This window comes from Paraburkholderia sp. MM5496-R1 (assembly GCF_050436205.1).
GTDB classification, from domain to species: Bacteria; Pseudomonadota; Gammaproteobacteria; order Burkholderiales; family Burkholderiaceae; genus Paraburkholderia; species Paraburkholderia tuberum.
In genome coordinates this window covers 430,761-443,246 of the sequence record NZ_JBNDLT010000002.1, presented here as the reverse complement: position 1 = coordinate 443,246, position 12,486 = coordinate 430,761, and the positions used below count along the sequence as shown (strand labels likewise).

At 65.5% G+C, this 12,486-nt stretch carries 10 protein-coding genes and 2 pseudogenes; 3 read left to right on the top strand and 9 right to left on the bottom strand.

Annotated elements, in window-relative coordinates:
• Positions 1-6: 6 nt before the first annotated feature.
• Positions 7-423: pseudogene (locus tag OKW38_RS08755) on the top strand (LysR substrate-binding domain-containing protein); the annotation flags it as partial.
• A 60-nt stretch (positions 424-483) separates the two neighbouring features.
• Here OKW38_RS08755 and OKW38_RS08750 read toward each other — a convergent pair.
• From OKW38_RS08750 to OKW38_RS08730, 5 genes are all read right to left on the bottom strand, one after another.
• A complete protein-coding gene (locus OKW38_RS08750; protein WP_429361038.1) occupies positions 484-1,806 on the bottom strand; it encodes an HlyD family efflux transporter periplasmic adaptor subunit in 1,323 nt (440 codons plus the stop codon).
• Between the two features lie 34 nt (positions 1,807-1,840).
• The gene (locus tag OKW38_RS08745) at positions 1,841-3,361 is read right to left on the bottom strand and encodes an efflux transporter outer membrane subunit (protein WP_429361036.1); all 1,521 of its coding nucleotides are present in this window, start codon (positions 3,359-3,361) and stop codon (positions 1,841-1,843) included.
• A 54-nt stretch (positions 3,362-3,415) separates the two neighbouring features.
• Entirely contained in the window at positions 3,416-3,853 is a 438-nt protein-coding gene (locus OKW38_RS08740; RefSeq protein WP_184067764.1) for a MarR family winged helix-turn-helix transcriptional regulator, read from the bottom strand.
• A gap of 106 nt (positions 3,854-3,959) precedes the next feature.
• Positions 3,960-5,522, bottom strand: coding sequence for a DHA2 family efflux MFS transporter permease subunit (locus tag OKW38_RS08735; RefSeq protein WP_429361034.1), 1,563 nt, complete (start codon positions 5,520-5,522; stop codon positions 3,960-3,962).
• 85 nt (positions 5,523-5,607) lie between these two features.
• Positions 5,608-6,045 (bottom strand): MarR family winged helix-turn-helix transcriptional regulator, encoded by a 438-nt coding sequence (locus tag OKW38_RS08730; protein WP_184043427.1) that lies wholly within the window; start codon positions 6,043-6,045, stop codon positions 5,608-5,610.
• A 196-nt stretch (positions 6,046-6,241) separates the two neighbouring features.
• On the opposite strand from OKW38_RS08730, the gene OKW38_RS08725 reads away from it, so the two are divergent.
• Entirely contained in the window at positions 6,242-6,664 is a 423-nt protein-coding gene (locus OKW38_RS08725; RefSeq protein ID WP_429334659.1) for a VOC family protein, read from the top strand.
• Positions 6,665-6,864: 200 nt separating this feature from the next.
• Positions 6,865-7,575: an SDR family NAD(P)-dependent oxidoreductase gene (locus OKW38_RS08720; RefSeq protein WP_429334660.1), complete on the top strand. Its 711-nt coding sequence runs from the start codon at positions 6,865-6,867 to the stop codon at positions 7,573-7,575.
• Positions 7,576-7,606: 31 nt separating this feature from the next.
• Here OKW38_RS08720 and OKW38_RS08715 read toward each other — a convergent pair whose 3' ends face one another.
• From OKW38_RS08715 to OKW38_RS08700, 4 genes and pseudogenes are all read right to left on the bottom strand, one after another.
• Positions 7,607-8,551: a LysR substrate-binding domain-containing protein gene (locus OKW38_RS08715; protein WP_429334661.1), complete on the bottom strand. Its 945-nt coding sequence runs from the start codon at positions 8,549-8,551 to the stop codon at positions 7,607-7,609.
• A gap of 166 nt (positions 8,552-8,717) precedes the next feature.
• Positions 8,718-9,827 carry an NAD(P)H-dependent flavin oxidoreductase gene (locus OKW38_RS08710; RefSeq protein ID WP_429361032.1) on the bottom strand — a complete coding sequence of 370 codons (1,110 nt, stop codon included), beginning with the start codon at positions 9,825-9,827 and terminating at the stop codon, positions 8,718-8,720.
• A gap of 58 nt (positions 9,828-9,885) precedes the next feature.
• Positions 9,886-11,170 (bottom strand): annotated as a pseudogene (locus OKW38_RS08705) (MFS transporter).
• The gene (locus OKW38_RS08700; RefSeq protein ID WP_429361030.1) at positions 11,167-12,375 is read right to left on the bottom strand and encodes a YbfB/YjiJ family MFS transporter; all 1,209 of its coding nucleotides are present in this window, start codon (positions 12,373-12,375) and stop codon (positions 11,167-11,169) included. The pseudogene OKW38_RS08705 and the gene OKW38_RS08700 overlap by 4 nt, the downstream one beginning before the upstream one ends.
• Between the last annotated feature and the right edge of the window lie 111 nt (positions 12,376-12,486).

Here is a 12,486-nt window from a genome sequence, read left to right as displayed (position 1 = left end):
ACGGCAGCTTATCTGCACGCGCGCGGTACGTCACGCACGGTACAGGACATTCGGGGTCACACGTGCCTACAACTCGTCATGTCGATTTTCCCGCGCGATCGCTCGCATCTGGACGGACCCAACCGCCGTGAAACGGTCGAGCTTCCGAAGGCGGCGGTCGAAATCAACCTTCCTGACGCGCTCGATGTCGCGCTGCGCGAAGGGGTGGGTATCGGTGCGCTGCCGATGCCGAGCGCTCTGCGCTTGCTCGACACCGGCGCACTGGTGCGCGTGCTGCCGCAGTATCGGCTGCAGAAACTGACGGCCTTCACGGTCCACGCGTCGCGCCAGTATCTGGACGCCAAAATCAGAACTTTCGTGGATTTCCTGCGCGAGGCCGTACCGACGGCATTGGCCGAGGACGAGGCGGCGCTCGGCCGTTGAGCTCCGCCTCGGTGACCTGCCGCTTCACGCTGTGTCGCGACAGGCTGCGCTTGACGCGCTTCAACCCGCATTTGCCTTGTGCTCGTGCGACGCCACGCGTTGCGATTGCGATTGCGATTGGGGTTGCGATTGCGGTTGCGCGGCCATCGCGCGCGAGACCATTTCGTTTTGCTTGATGATCTTGTCGATCTCGGCGTCGGCCTGCGCATCGTAGTGCGCGAAAACATCGGTGCGATAGCGCGTGTTCTGCGCCGCGCCCAACTGCGAACCGGATTCGTCGCGCGTGTCGGCGTCGACCGCCATCGACAGGCCGATACGCAGCGGATGCGCGGCCAGCTCGGCCGGGTCGAGCGCGATGCGAACCGGCAGCCGCTGCACGATCTTGATCCAGTTGCCGGTGGCGTTCTGCGCCGGCAGCGTCGCGAACGCGCTGCCGGTGCCGGCCGAAAAGCCCTCGATACGCCCGTGATATCGCACGCCTCTACCGTAGACGTCCGATGTCAGCGTGACCGGCTGGCCAATCCGCATGTGCTTGAGCTGCACTTCCTTGAAGTTCGCGTCGACCCATACGCCGTCGAGCGGCACGATCGCCATCAGCGGCGTGCCGGGCGCGACCCGCTGGCCGACCTGCACCCGGCGCTGCGCGACGTAGCCGGTCACCGGCGCCGGCAAGGTATCGCGCGCATAGGCGAGCCACGCGGTCCGCACCTTCGCGGCGGCGGCCTGCACGTCCGGATGCTGCTCGACCGTGGTGCGATCGGTCAGCGCATGGTTGGCTTCACCCTGCTGGCGCGCGGCTTCGAGCGCGGCCTGTGCGACGCTGACCGCGTCGCGGGCGTGTGCGATGTCCTCGGCGGACACGGCGCCCGTGTCCGCGACGGCCGCGCGGCGGTGCAGGTCGTCGCGGGCGCGGCCCAGATCGGCTTCGCGCTGAGCGACGTTCGCGGCGTAGAAGTCGTTGTTGACATACAGGCCGCTCACGCGTCGCACGGTCTGGCCGAGTTGCGCTTCGGCATCGGCAAGCGCCAGTTTTGCATCGGCCGGATCGAGCGTGACGACAGGGTCGCCCTGCTTCACGATCTGCGTGTCGTCGGTGTTGACGGCGATCACGGTGCCGGTGACCTGCGGCGTCAGTTGCACGAGATTGCCGCTGACGTACGCGTCGTCGGTCACTTCGTGATATCGGCCCTCGGTCAGGTAGTACCCGCCGTAGGCCGCGCCCGCGAGCACGACCGCAGCGCCGAGCAGCGCGATCAGGCGTTTGCGGCGTGCCGGCGGCGTGGCCTTGTTGTCGTCTTGGGGCGCGGCAGGCGCTTGCCCGCCGGTCTTCCGTTCGTCTTCCCGATCCGCCAGTTCGCGGTCGGTCGTGATCGAATCGCTCATTGCAGTTCTCCTGATAGGTTTTCCGACCTGCCGTTCAACGTGCGGCAACCGCGGCATTGGCTTGACGGGTCGGAACGGCGGCGACGTCCGCGTGATGGTCGGTGCTGGCCGACGTATCGACGTAGCCGCCGCCTAACGCCGACGCGAGCTCGATCTGCTGGTCGCGGCGGTTCATCTTCAGATTGGCGATCGCCTCGTCGGCGTTCAGCGCGGTGACGTCGGCATTGAGTACGGTCAGCTGGTTGGTGAGGCCGGCCTTGTATTGCGTGGTCGCCAGTCGATCGGCATCGCTCGCGGCCTGCTGCGCGGCCTGCGCATCGCCGAGCTGCGCGTCGCTCGAGCGGATCTGCGCGATCTGCGTGGCCACGCCGCTCAGCGCGCCGATCAGCGTCTGGTTGTAGGTCGCCACCGCATAGTCGAACTCGGCGTAGCGGCCCTTCAACTGCGCGCGCAACTCGCCCCCATCGAAGATCGGCAGATGGATCGCCGAGCCCACCGAGGCCGTGCGACTCGCGGCGCTCAAAAGGCGGCCGAAGCCGAACGCGTCGAAACCGATCGCGGCGCTCAGGTTGATGTCGGGATAGAACTCGGCCTTCGCTTCCTTCACCTCGTGCGTGATCGCATCGACGCGCCAGCGCGCCGCGACGATGTCGGGCCGGCGGCCCAGCAGATCGGCCGGCAGGTTGTCCGGCAGACGCACGTCGTCGCCGACGCCGAGCGTCGGCCGCGTGATCGCGAGTCCACGGTCGGGACCCTTGCCAAGCAGCGCCGCCAGTTGATACCGGGTGGTCAGGATGCTGCCGTCGAGCGCGCTGACGCGGGCACGGCTCGTGGACAGATTCGCCTCGGCCGTCTTGCGCTCCACTTCGGTATCGAGGCCGTTTGCGATGCGGCTCGCGGTGATGCGGTCGATCTGCTCGCGCCGCGCGACTTCCTGCTGCGCGATGTCGCGCAATGCGTAGAGCCGCGCCAGCTCGTTGTAAGTGCGGGCGATCGAGGTGTCGAGCGTGAGCCTGACGACTTCCACGTCGGCCTCGCTCGCGGACGCCTCCGAGACAGCCGCGCGCAGCGCCTCGCGGTTCTTGCCCCACAGGTCGAGATCGTAAGAAGCGCTCAGCAGCCCCTTGTTCTCCGTCTGCCATGAGCCGGCGTACGGCGGCGGAATCAACGCGGTGCTGCTGTACTGCTGGCGCGTCAGCGTGTACGACGCATCGACGCGCGGCAGCGTGTTCGCCTTCGCCGTTTCGCTATAGGCTTGCGCCTGCTCGACTCGCGCGCGCGCCTGGTCGAGCGTCGGGCTATCTTGCAGTGCCTCGGCGATCAATGCTTTCAGTTGCGCGTCGCCGAACTGGTCGACCCAGTCGGCGGATGGCCAGTGCCCCTGCTCTTGCGGGAGGCTCTGGGACGTTTCCAGCTGCCGTGGTTGAACGATCTGCTTGTCGCTGTGGATGCCCGCATAGTTTGCACATGCCGCCAGCACCGCGAAGGAGATCACCGAAACACCGAGCTTCAGCGAACGGGCGACGGTGTTTGCTCTAGAAGTCTGCGTTTTCATTTTCTGACAAATCAGATTAATGGTGAAAAAAAGCGCGGCACACGGCCGCGCCGTTCAATCGCCTGTGAACTTGCGAAGCAGGCGGTCCAGCTCGGCAAACTCGGCCTTCGTGAATTTGCGCAAGCGGGCGTTCAACACATGCGGCGCGACTTCCGGAATCCGTGCGGCGACTTTCTGCCCCTCCGCGGTCAAGGTCAGATTGACCACGCGGCGATCTTGCGGGTCGCGCGATCGTACCAGCAGCCCCTTCGATTCCAGCTTGTCCAGCATCCGCGTCATCAGGCCGGTGTCGATTCCGAGCAGCTTCGACAGCTCGAAAGGCGTGGTTGCCACACCCTGCTTCAGCGAAAGCAGGATGCCCATCTGCTGGCCGTTGATTTCGAGGTCCTTGAGCGCCGCGTCCATTTCCGCGACGACGACGTTACGGGCCTTGACGAGCCTGAAGCCGATACTGTTCGTAAGCATGAAGTTCTTCGTCGTGTAATGGTCCATGGCGGTGTCCTCCTCGTTGATTTGAACAATATCTGCATTATCAGATAATGTCAAGGAGAGGATGGTCTGTTTCATTTTCCGTCCGAACCGGGTTGCCAAATTGGATTCAATGTCCGCCGGCGGCTGCCGCGCCCGCGGCACCACCCTTGGCCGGCTTCGTCACCCAGATCAGCGGGATGATGACGACAAAGATCACCGCCGAAATCCAGAAGATGTCGTTCAGGCCGAGCATCGTCGCCTGCGCGTTCAGCGAGGCTTCGTAAAAGGCCGTGGCCTTGGGAACGCCCGCGTCCAGCGCCGCCTGCAGGTGCGCGATCGCGCCGGTAAAGCCAGGATCGTCCACGCTCGATTGTTCGGCAAGTCGCGCATGGTGCAGAATCGTGCGGTCGTTCCACGCGGTGCTCATCAGTGACGTGCCCACCGCTCCCGCAAAAATGCGCACGAAGTTGGACAGACCCGCTGCCGCTGGAATCTCCTCCGGCTTCAGACCCGACAGGATGATCGCGGTGAGCGGCGTGAAGAACAGCGCGGTCGGAATGCCCTGCAGCAAGGTGGGCAGCACGAGCGTCCAGGCGTCGACGCTGGTCGTGTAGTTCGAGCGCATGAAGAACACGCCGGCGAATCCGACGAACGCAAGCGTGGCAAGCACTCGCATGTCCGAGCGCGGCATGATCTTGCCCATCACCGGGGCGAGGATCACGGCGAAAATGCCGAGCGGCGCGGTCACGAGCCCCGCGTCCACCGCTCGGTAGCCGAGGAAGCCCTGAATCCACTGCGGCAGGATCACGAGGTTGGCGAAGAAGATCGCGTAGGCGACCGAAATCGCAATCGTGCCGCCGAGGAAGTTACGTCTGGCGAAAAGCCGCAGGTTGACGATCGGCTTTTCCTCCGTCAATTCCCAGATCAGGAAGAACAGGAAGCTCACCACGGCGACGATCGTCAGCGCCCAGATCACCGGCGAGCTGAACCAGTCGAGGTCGCGGCCCTTGTCGAGCATGATCTGCAGCGGTGCGACCCATGCGATCAGCGAGATCAGGCCGACCTTGTCGATCGGGAGCTTGCGGGCCGGCGTCTCGCGGTCGCGGTAGATCGCCCAGATCGCGCCCGCGGCGAACAGGCCGACCGGCACGTTGATGTAGAAGATCCACGACCAGCTGTAGCTGTCGGTGATCCAGCCGCCGAGCGCCGGGCCCGCAATCGGCCCGACCGTCGCCGTCATCGCCCACAGCGCGAGCGCGCTCGAGCTTTTTTCCTTCGGAAACGACGCAAGCAGCATGGCCTGCGACAACGGCACCAGCGGCCCTGCCACCGCGCCCTGCACGACACGGGCGGCGAGCAGCACCATCAGGTTCGGAGCGAGGCCGCACGCCGCCGATGACAGCACGAACAGCAGGATCGCCCCGACGAACAGCCTGACCTGGCCGATGCGCTGCGTGAGCCACCCTGTCAACGGAATCGACACCGCGTTGGCCGCGGCAAACAGCGTGATGACCCATGTGCCTTCGTCGATCGACACACCGAGGTTGCCGGACAGCGTAGGAATCGCGACGTTGGCGATCGACGAATCCAGCACATTCATGAAGGTGGCGAGCGCCACCGCAAACGTGCCGAGTGCAAACTTTGCGCCAGTCAGTTGGGCCGGCGCGCCCAGGTTGGTCGATGGATTCATGTCACGTCCTCGTCTCGGTTCGAAGCGCCCGTCAGTCGCTGGCGATTATCTGCAATGTCAGATAAATGGTTAAAAAAATGCCGCCTCAGCGGTCGAGCAGTCTTGAAAGCAGCAGGCTCAACGCGTCGAAATCGGACTTCGAGAAATGCGAAAGCCGCTCGCTCCATGCTCCCTGGATAACCCGTGTGTTCCGGGCGGCGACGGTCTGCCCTTCCTGCGTCAACGACACATCCACGAGACGACGATCCCTGCCGTTGCGGGCGCGCTCGATCAGTCCGCTGTTTTCGAGCTTGTCCAGCACTCGGGTCATCCGGGCCGGGTGGACGCCCGCCAATTTCGACAGTGCGGCCGGTGTTTTCACTCTCCCGCGCGCTAGCGTAAGCAGAACGCCGCGCTCCTGCAGATTCAGTCCTGCATCCGCGAGCCCCGCCTCGAGTTCGCTTGCAATCAGCTGACGCGCCTGACCCAGCACGGACACCAGCTTCTGCGTGCGCTCAAAGTCTTCGTTGATCGAATCATCCATCGGTCGCCTCCTCGATATCTGACTTTAATATATTTGACTATGCAGATTGATGCAAGCGGATTTCCTCGCCGTATGCGCTACATGGTGTAAAAACTGAATTGAACTGCCGGCGACTATTGTCGCGATTCCCTGGGGCGAAAATCTTTCCGGCGCGGATTCGGGCGCTGCCCGCTCTCACTTCAGGAGTGACAGAAGGATGACTGACAAACCGCTTACGCTGGGTCTCGATCACGTCGGACTCACCGTCCGCGATCTGAACCTCACGCGCGACTTCTTCGTGAAGTGTCTGGGCTGGCAGCAGGTGGGAGAGAGGCCTGCCTATCCGGCTGCGTTCGTGTCGGACGGACACGTGGTGGTGACGCTCTGGCAGGTCACCGATTCAAGCCGCCTCGTCGAATTCGATCGCAAGGTCCATGTCGGACTGCATCATCTTGCGCTGCGCGTGGGCAGCGAGGCAGCACTGCAGGACATCTTCGCGCGCGTGTCCGCCTGGCCGGGCGTCAAAGTCGAATTCGCGCCCGAAGACCTCGGCGGCGGGCCCAAACGCCACACGATGGTGTACGAGCCGGGCGGCATCAGACTCGAATTCGATCACGACCCGCGAACGCAGGCATCGTGAACGCGGATGCGCGCGACAGACCGGCCGACACCAACAGGACCACTGCCGCTACGCGCCATCACTCACCGCTTGTTCCTGCGGCTCACAACTGTTTGTCCGCGCCTTGTGTGCAAAAGCGGAGCACGACCTCATAAATTAGTAGCGATCGGAGCCATCAGTCCGATCACAGATTGCTGATCCAACCTACTTCGAGGTTCACTATGAGTCAGTCTCCCAAAGTCATCGTGGTCACCGGTGCATCGCAAGGCATCGGCGCCGAAACCGTCAAGGCATTTCGCAAGCTCGGCCATAACGTGGTCGCGACATCGCGCGGCATCAAGCCGTCTGACGATCCCAACCTCGTCACCGTGGCCGGTGACATCGCCGATCCGGACACGGCTCGACGGGTGATAGAGACGGCCGTGGCGCGCTTCGGTCGTGTCGACACGCTCGTCAACAATGCGGGCATTTTCGTGGCCAAGCCGTTCACCCAATACACGGCGGAAGATTACGCGACGATCACCGGCATCAATCTCGCGGGCTTCTTCCACATCACGCAGCTCGCGATCGCCGAGATGGAGAAGCATGGGCGCGGGCACGTGGTCAGCATCACGACGAGCCTCGTGGATCACGCGATTGACGGCGTGCCGTCCGTGCTGACCTCGCTGACCAAGGGGGGCCTCGCCGCCGCGACCCGCTCGCTCGCGATCGAGTATGCGAAGCGCGGAATTCGCGCCAACGCAGTTTCGCCCGGCATCATCAAGTCACCGATGCACGCGCCCGAAACGCATGCGGCGCTTGGCGCATTGCATCCAGTGGGTCATATGGGCGAGATGAGTGACATCGTGAATGCGATCCTCTATCTCGACTCGGCGCCGTTCGTGACCGGCGAGATCCTGCATGTGGACGGCGGCCAGAGCGCCGGCCACTGAGCGGGCCATGCGATGAAGCGGCGCGCGCCGCTCAATGCGCGCGCGTGCTCGGGGCGGGCGTCGCGGGTTTGGCCAACTGCTCGACGAGAAATTCGACGAAAGCTCGCACGCGCGAGGTCAGGTAGCGCGCGTGCGGATAAAGCAGGATGAATGGCCGCGTGCGTCCGCCCGCTTCGCGCAACACCTCCACGAGCCGACCTCCGCGCAGGTCGTCCTCCACGACGAAGCGATACGTCTGAAACAGGCCCGCGCCGGCACGCGCGAGCGTCACGCCGGCGAGCGCATCGCCCGACGTTCCATAGCTTCCAGTCGTCAGCACGTCGCCATCTTCAGGCGAACCCTCGAAGGTCCAGGCGAGATGACGCCCGCTGCTCGGCAGTTCGAACTGGATGCACTCGTGCGCCCGCAGGTCCTCGACGGTTTTCGGCATGCCCGCGCGCTTCAGATAGGCGGGCGTCGCCACCACGACCATTTCCGCGTCTTCGAGCTTGCGCGCGACGAGGTTTGAATCGGCCGGCGCGCGTCCGCGTATCGCGAGATCGAAACCTTCGTCCGCGAAATCGATGTTGCGGTTGCTCAGATGCGTCTCGACCCGGACTTGCGGATAGCGCTCGCGAAACGCCGGCAGCAGCGGCAACACGCGATAGTGCCCATACGGCGTCGGCATGCTGATCCGCAGCACGCCGGCCGGCGTGGTCTGCTCGCCCGTTACTTCGCGCTCGGCATCCATCAGTTGCGACAGCGCTTGCCGGCATTGCTCGAAGTAGCGCCGCCCCGCGTCGGTCAGACGGATCTGGCGTGTAGTGCGCACGAACAGGCGCACGCCGAGCCGTTCCTCGAGCCGCGCCACCGAGCGGCTCACCGCAGCCGGTGTGACACTCGCGGCGTTGGCCGCCAGCGTGAAGCTACCCAGCTCCGCCGCGAGACAGAAGAGCTCGATGCTACCCAGCAGGAGATCGTCGAATTTGCGTTGCATGCCTGTCCGCCTTTGTTTTGTTGGCTTGAGAACCCGTCGATCGCGGCCGCGCTGGACCGAATGCATGGGTGCGGAACTGAGGCTGGAAGCTAATCGGACATCGGCCCGCGCATGCCCCACGCGTGCCGATGTGTTCCATCTGTGCGATGGTATTGAAGCTGGACTGCTAGTTCCACACCGATTGCAGCCGCTCGATACTTTCTCGCGTTTCGCGTTCCAGTTGCGCCATCAGTTCGCCGGCAGGCAACGAACGCGCAAGGGGCGCGGCCTGGCCCGCCCATTGCGCGCCGTAGCCGAATTCACCCTTGGCCTTGGCGGCTGCATTGAGCGCCTTGCCCGCGTCATAGGTGATTGGATAGGACGGCGTGCGCGGGGCTTGCGGGTCCTCGCCGAGCGCGGTGAAGCGATTGACGATGCTGCGCGCGAGCCGCCCCGAAATGGCCGACGTGAACGTCGTCGAGCGCGCCGCATCGCTGAGCAGCGCGCGGCGATAGCCGTCGTCGATCGAGGTTTCCGGGCACGCGACGAACGCCGTGCCCAATTGCGCAGCCTGCGCGCCCAGCGCGAGCGCGGCCGCGATGCCGGCGCCGTCCATGATGCCGCCCGCCGCGATCACGGGCAGGTCGAACTCGCTCGCGAGCAGGCGCGTCAGCGCGAACGTGCCGAGGCGTTCGTCGCGCCCGGTCGTGTCGAACACGCCGCGATGACCGCCCGCTTCGATGCCCTGCGCGACGATCGCATCGACACCCGCCTCGACGGCCGCCGCCGCTTCGTCGAGATTCGTCGCGCTCGCCAGCAAACGGATGCCCGCGTGCTTCAGTTGCGCGATCACCGCATCGGGCGGCAAGCCGAAATGGAAGCTCACGACGGCCGGCTTCTCCGCGAGCAGCATCGCCTGCATTGCGGTGTCGACGACGAAGCTCGTGTAGATCTCGCTGAGCGCTTGCGGCGGCGTCGCGCCGTATTGCCGGAACACCGGTTCGAGCCAGTCGAGCCATGCACGCTCGACGGCCGCATCGGGTGTCGCCGGGCGATGGCAGAACACGTTGACGTTGAAAGGCTTCGTCGTTAGCTCGCGAGTCTGATGGATCGCGCGGCGCGCGTTCTCCGCGTTCTCCGCGTTCATCGCGGCAACGCCGAGCGAGCCGAGACCGCCCGCGTTCGACACCGCTGCGGCCAGCGCCGGCGTGGTGACGCCGGCCATGGGCGCCTGAATGATCGGCTTGTCGATGCCGAGCGTGCGCAGTAACGCGCGATTATCCGCTTGAATGCTCATGTCCCCTTCCCAACGAATGCGTTAAAAGATTCGATGTGCCTGCCAGCTTGCCTGCCTGTCAGGCCCCAGCGCGGCGATGCGCCCAGCGCGCGAGGCCGCCGCAAGCGATCAGCAGCGCGCCGGTCACGAAGAACACCGCGTGCAGCCCGAGATGAACGCCGATCACGCCGCCGATCACCGGTCCCACCACCTGGCCGCTGAATTGCGCCGATTGCAGATAACCAAGCATGCGGCCGGTCCTGCTTTCATCCACCGATTGCCGCGCCAGCTTGCCGATCGAGGGCAACAGGCCCGCGAGCGTCATCCCCATCAGCACGCGCAAAGCTGCGAGCTGCCACCAGTGCGTGACGAAAGCTTGCGGCACCATCGCCAGCCCCGTGAGCACGAGGCAGACAACGATCACACGCCAGCTCCCGAACCGGTCGGCCAGCGCGCCGAGGCGCGCGGCCGTCAGCATGCTTCCGAGCGCCGAGCATGCCATAACCACGCCGGCCACGCGCGCAAGATGCGTGGCATTCACGCCAAGGCCGCCGATATACACGGTGATGATCGGCTCGATCGACATGTTGGCGAGCAGCACCATCATCGCGGTCACGAGGAGCGCGGCCACCACCGCGTAATTGGTGCGTCGGGCGGGCGCGTCGGCGGTGCCGCGCGCATGAGCTTTCGCGTCGCTATCCGGGTGAAACTCTTCCTTCACCACGAAGATGGTGAGCAGCGCCGCCGCCGCGATCATCGCGCCGCCCGCGAAGAACGTGCCGCGAATGCCGATCCAGTCTGGCAGCACGCCGCCGACGAGCGGCCCGACCAGATTGCCCGCGAGCGCGCCCGTCGAAAGTATGCCGAGCGCCCAACCCGCGCGCTCGCGCGGCGCCTGGGTGCCCACCATCACCGTGGAAGCCGATGCATAGCCGCCCCACCAGACCAGCGATCAGACGCAGCGCGACCAGTTCGTAGACATTGTGCGCCACGCCGATCAACGACATCACCAGGGCCATACCGATCGCCGCGCGAACGAGCATGGGTTTGCGGCCGAAACGGTCGGCCAGACGCCCCCACAGTGGCGCGGTAAGAGCGGTGCCGAGGAAGGTCGCGCCGAAGGCGATGCCCGACCACTGGATCACCGCGGACGGCGAGCTGACGCCGAGTTGCCGCACGTAAAGCGGCAGGAACGGCAGCAGCATGCTGAGGCTCACGAGCGTCGTGAACGAGCCGATCACGCAGACGACCAGATTGCGCCGCCAGTACTGGAGGTTGCGCTCGGCGTAGCCGCGTGGCCGCGCGTCGCGCTGCAGGTGCGTCGGCACGAGCGCCGCCGGTGAAGAGGAAACCGTGGCATTCATTTCACGCTCCGTGCGGAAAACAGATCGACGGCGAGTGCGAGCAGAAGCGCCACCGCGCCAATCGCGTAGAGCACCAGATAATTGCCGCCGCTTGAAGAGAACACGAACGAAAGACCGTAGGCCGCCAGCGCCTGCATCACGGCGAAGCTCGTCGTTGCGCGGCTCCATGCGCCCTTGACGGCGGACGGATGGTGCGCGAGCAACTCGTTCACGCGGCCGAGCGCCAGCGGCACGATACCTGGCGTGAATGCGCCCACGACAAAGGCGGAGACCATCAGCCCCGCCGACCCGAACAAGCCCGCGGCGGGAATCGCGACCGCAACGGCCTGCACCAGATACGCGACGCGCAGCGCGCGGCCGAAACCCGCGCGATCGGCGAGATGCCCCGCCGCGAGCGGCCCGACGATCGCGCCGAGGCCGTACAGCACCCAGAATTCGGCGCCCGCATCGACGCCGCGGCCAAGCCCGCGCGCGACGAAATCGACGAGGAACAGCATGTGCGGCACGAGCCCCACCGCGTTCAGACCATACTCGGCATAGAGCGCGCGCAGGCCGGCACGAGGATAGGCCGGCGCTGTTTCGAAGCGCGAACGCGCAGCGGCGTGCGCGGGTGCGGTGTGCTCGGGCCAGCCGTTCCACGCGACGGCGGTCAGCGCGAGCGAAACGGCCGCGAGCCCGAGCCAGGTCCACGTGAGCCCCTGACGCAACAGAATCGGCACGATCGTGCCCGAGGCCGCGATGCCGAGCCCGATCCCCGTGAAGATGCCACCGCTCGCGAAGCCCCGGCGCGCCGCCGGCACGTGCGCGAGGATCGTGGGTGCGGCGAGCACCATCAACGCGCCGCCCGAGACCCCCGAGGCCAGGCGCCAGATGAAAAACCACAGGAACGACACGGGCACCGCGCAGGCCACGAAGGCGATGGTCGCGAGCAGCATCATCGCGCGCAGCACGCTGGCGGGTTTCGCCACGCGTACCATCGCGCCCGCCAGCAGTGCGCCGGCCAGATAGCCGCCGAGGTTCGCCGCGCCGAGATAGGCCGCGCTCGAGGCGGGAAACCAGTGCGCGCCGATGATAGCCGGCAAAAGCGGCGTATAGGCAAAGCGCGCGAGACCGATGCCGATCAGGCTCGCGCTGGCCCCGGCGAGCGTGCCCCGCCAGACGTTGTAGCCGGCCGGAGCGGCCGGATTCGAGATGGCTTGCTGCATGACGACTCCCATGGACCGGTGCTGTTAAGCACCCGATGAATATGGGAGCCAGTCTAGAACGACTCGCATCGCGGGAGAATCACCGCACTGCGTAAGTCATTGTTCCGCGCG

Coding starts and splice junctions, on each gene's coding strand:
- OKW38_RS08750 (WP_429361038.1), bottom strand. CDS start 1,806: ATGAGCGATTCGATCACGACCGACCGCGAACTGGCGGATCGGGAAGAC.
- OKW38_RS08745 (WP_429361036.1), bottom strand. CDS start 3,361: ATGAAAACGCAGACTTCTAGAGCAAACACCGTCGCCCGTTCGCTGAAG.
- OKW38_RS08740 (WP_184067764.1), bottom strand. CDS start 3,853: ATGGACCATTACACGACGAAGAACTTCATGCTTACGAACAGTATCGGC.
- OKW38_RS08735 (WP_429361034.1), bottom strand. CDS start 5,522: ATGAATCCATCGACCAACCTGGGCGCGCCGGCCCAACTGACTGGCGCA.
- OKW38_RS08730 (WP_184043427.1), bottom strand. CDS start 6,045: ATGGATGATTCGATCAACGAAGACTTTGAGCGCACGCAGAAGCTGGTG.
- OKW38_RS08725 (WP_429334659.1), top strand. CDS start 6,242: ATGACTGACAAACCGCTTACGCTGGGTCTCGATCACGTCGGACTCACC.
- OKW38_RS08720 (WP_429334660.1), top strand. CDS start 6,865: ATGAGTCAGTCTCCCAAAGTCATCGTGGTCACCGGTGCATCGCAAGGC.
- OKW38_RS08715 (WP_429334661.1), bottom strand. CDS start 8,551: ATGCAACGCAAATTCGACGATCTCCTGCTGGGTAGCATCGAGCTCTTC.
- OKW38_RS08710 (WP_429361032.1), bottom strand. CDS start 9,827: ATGAGCATTCAAGCGGATAATCGCGCGTTACTGCGCACGCTCGGCATC.
- OKW38_RS08700 (WP_429361030.1), bottom strand. CDS start 12,375: ATGCAGCAAGCCATCTCGAATCCGGCCGCTCCGGCCGGCTACAACGTC.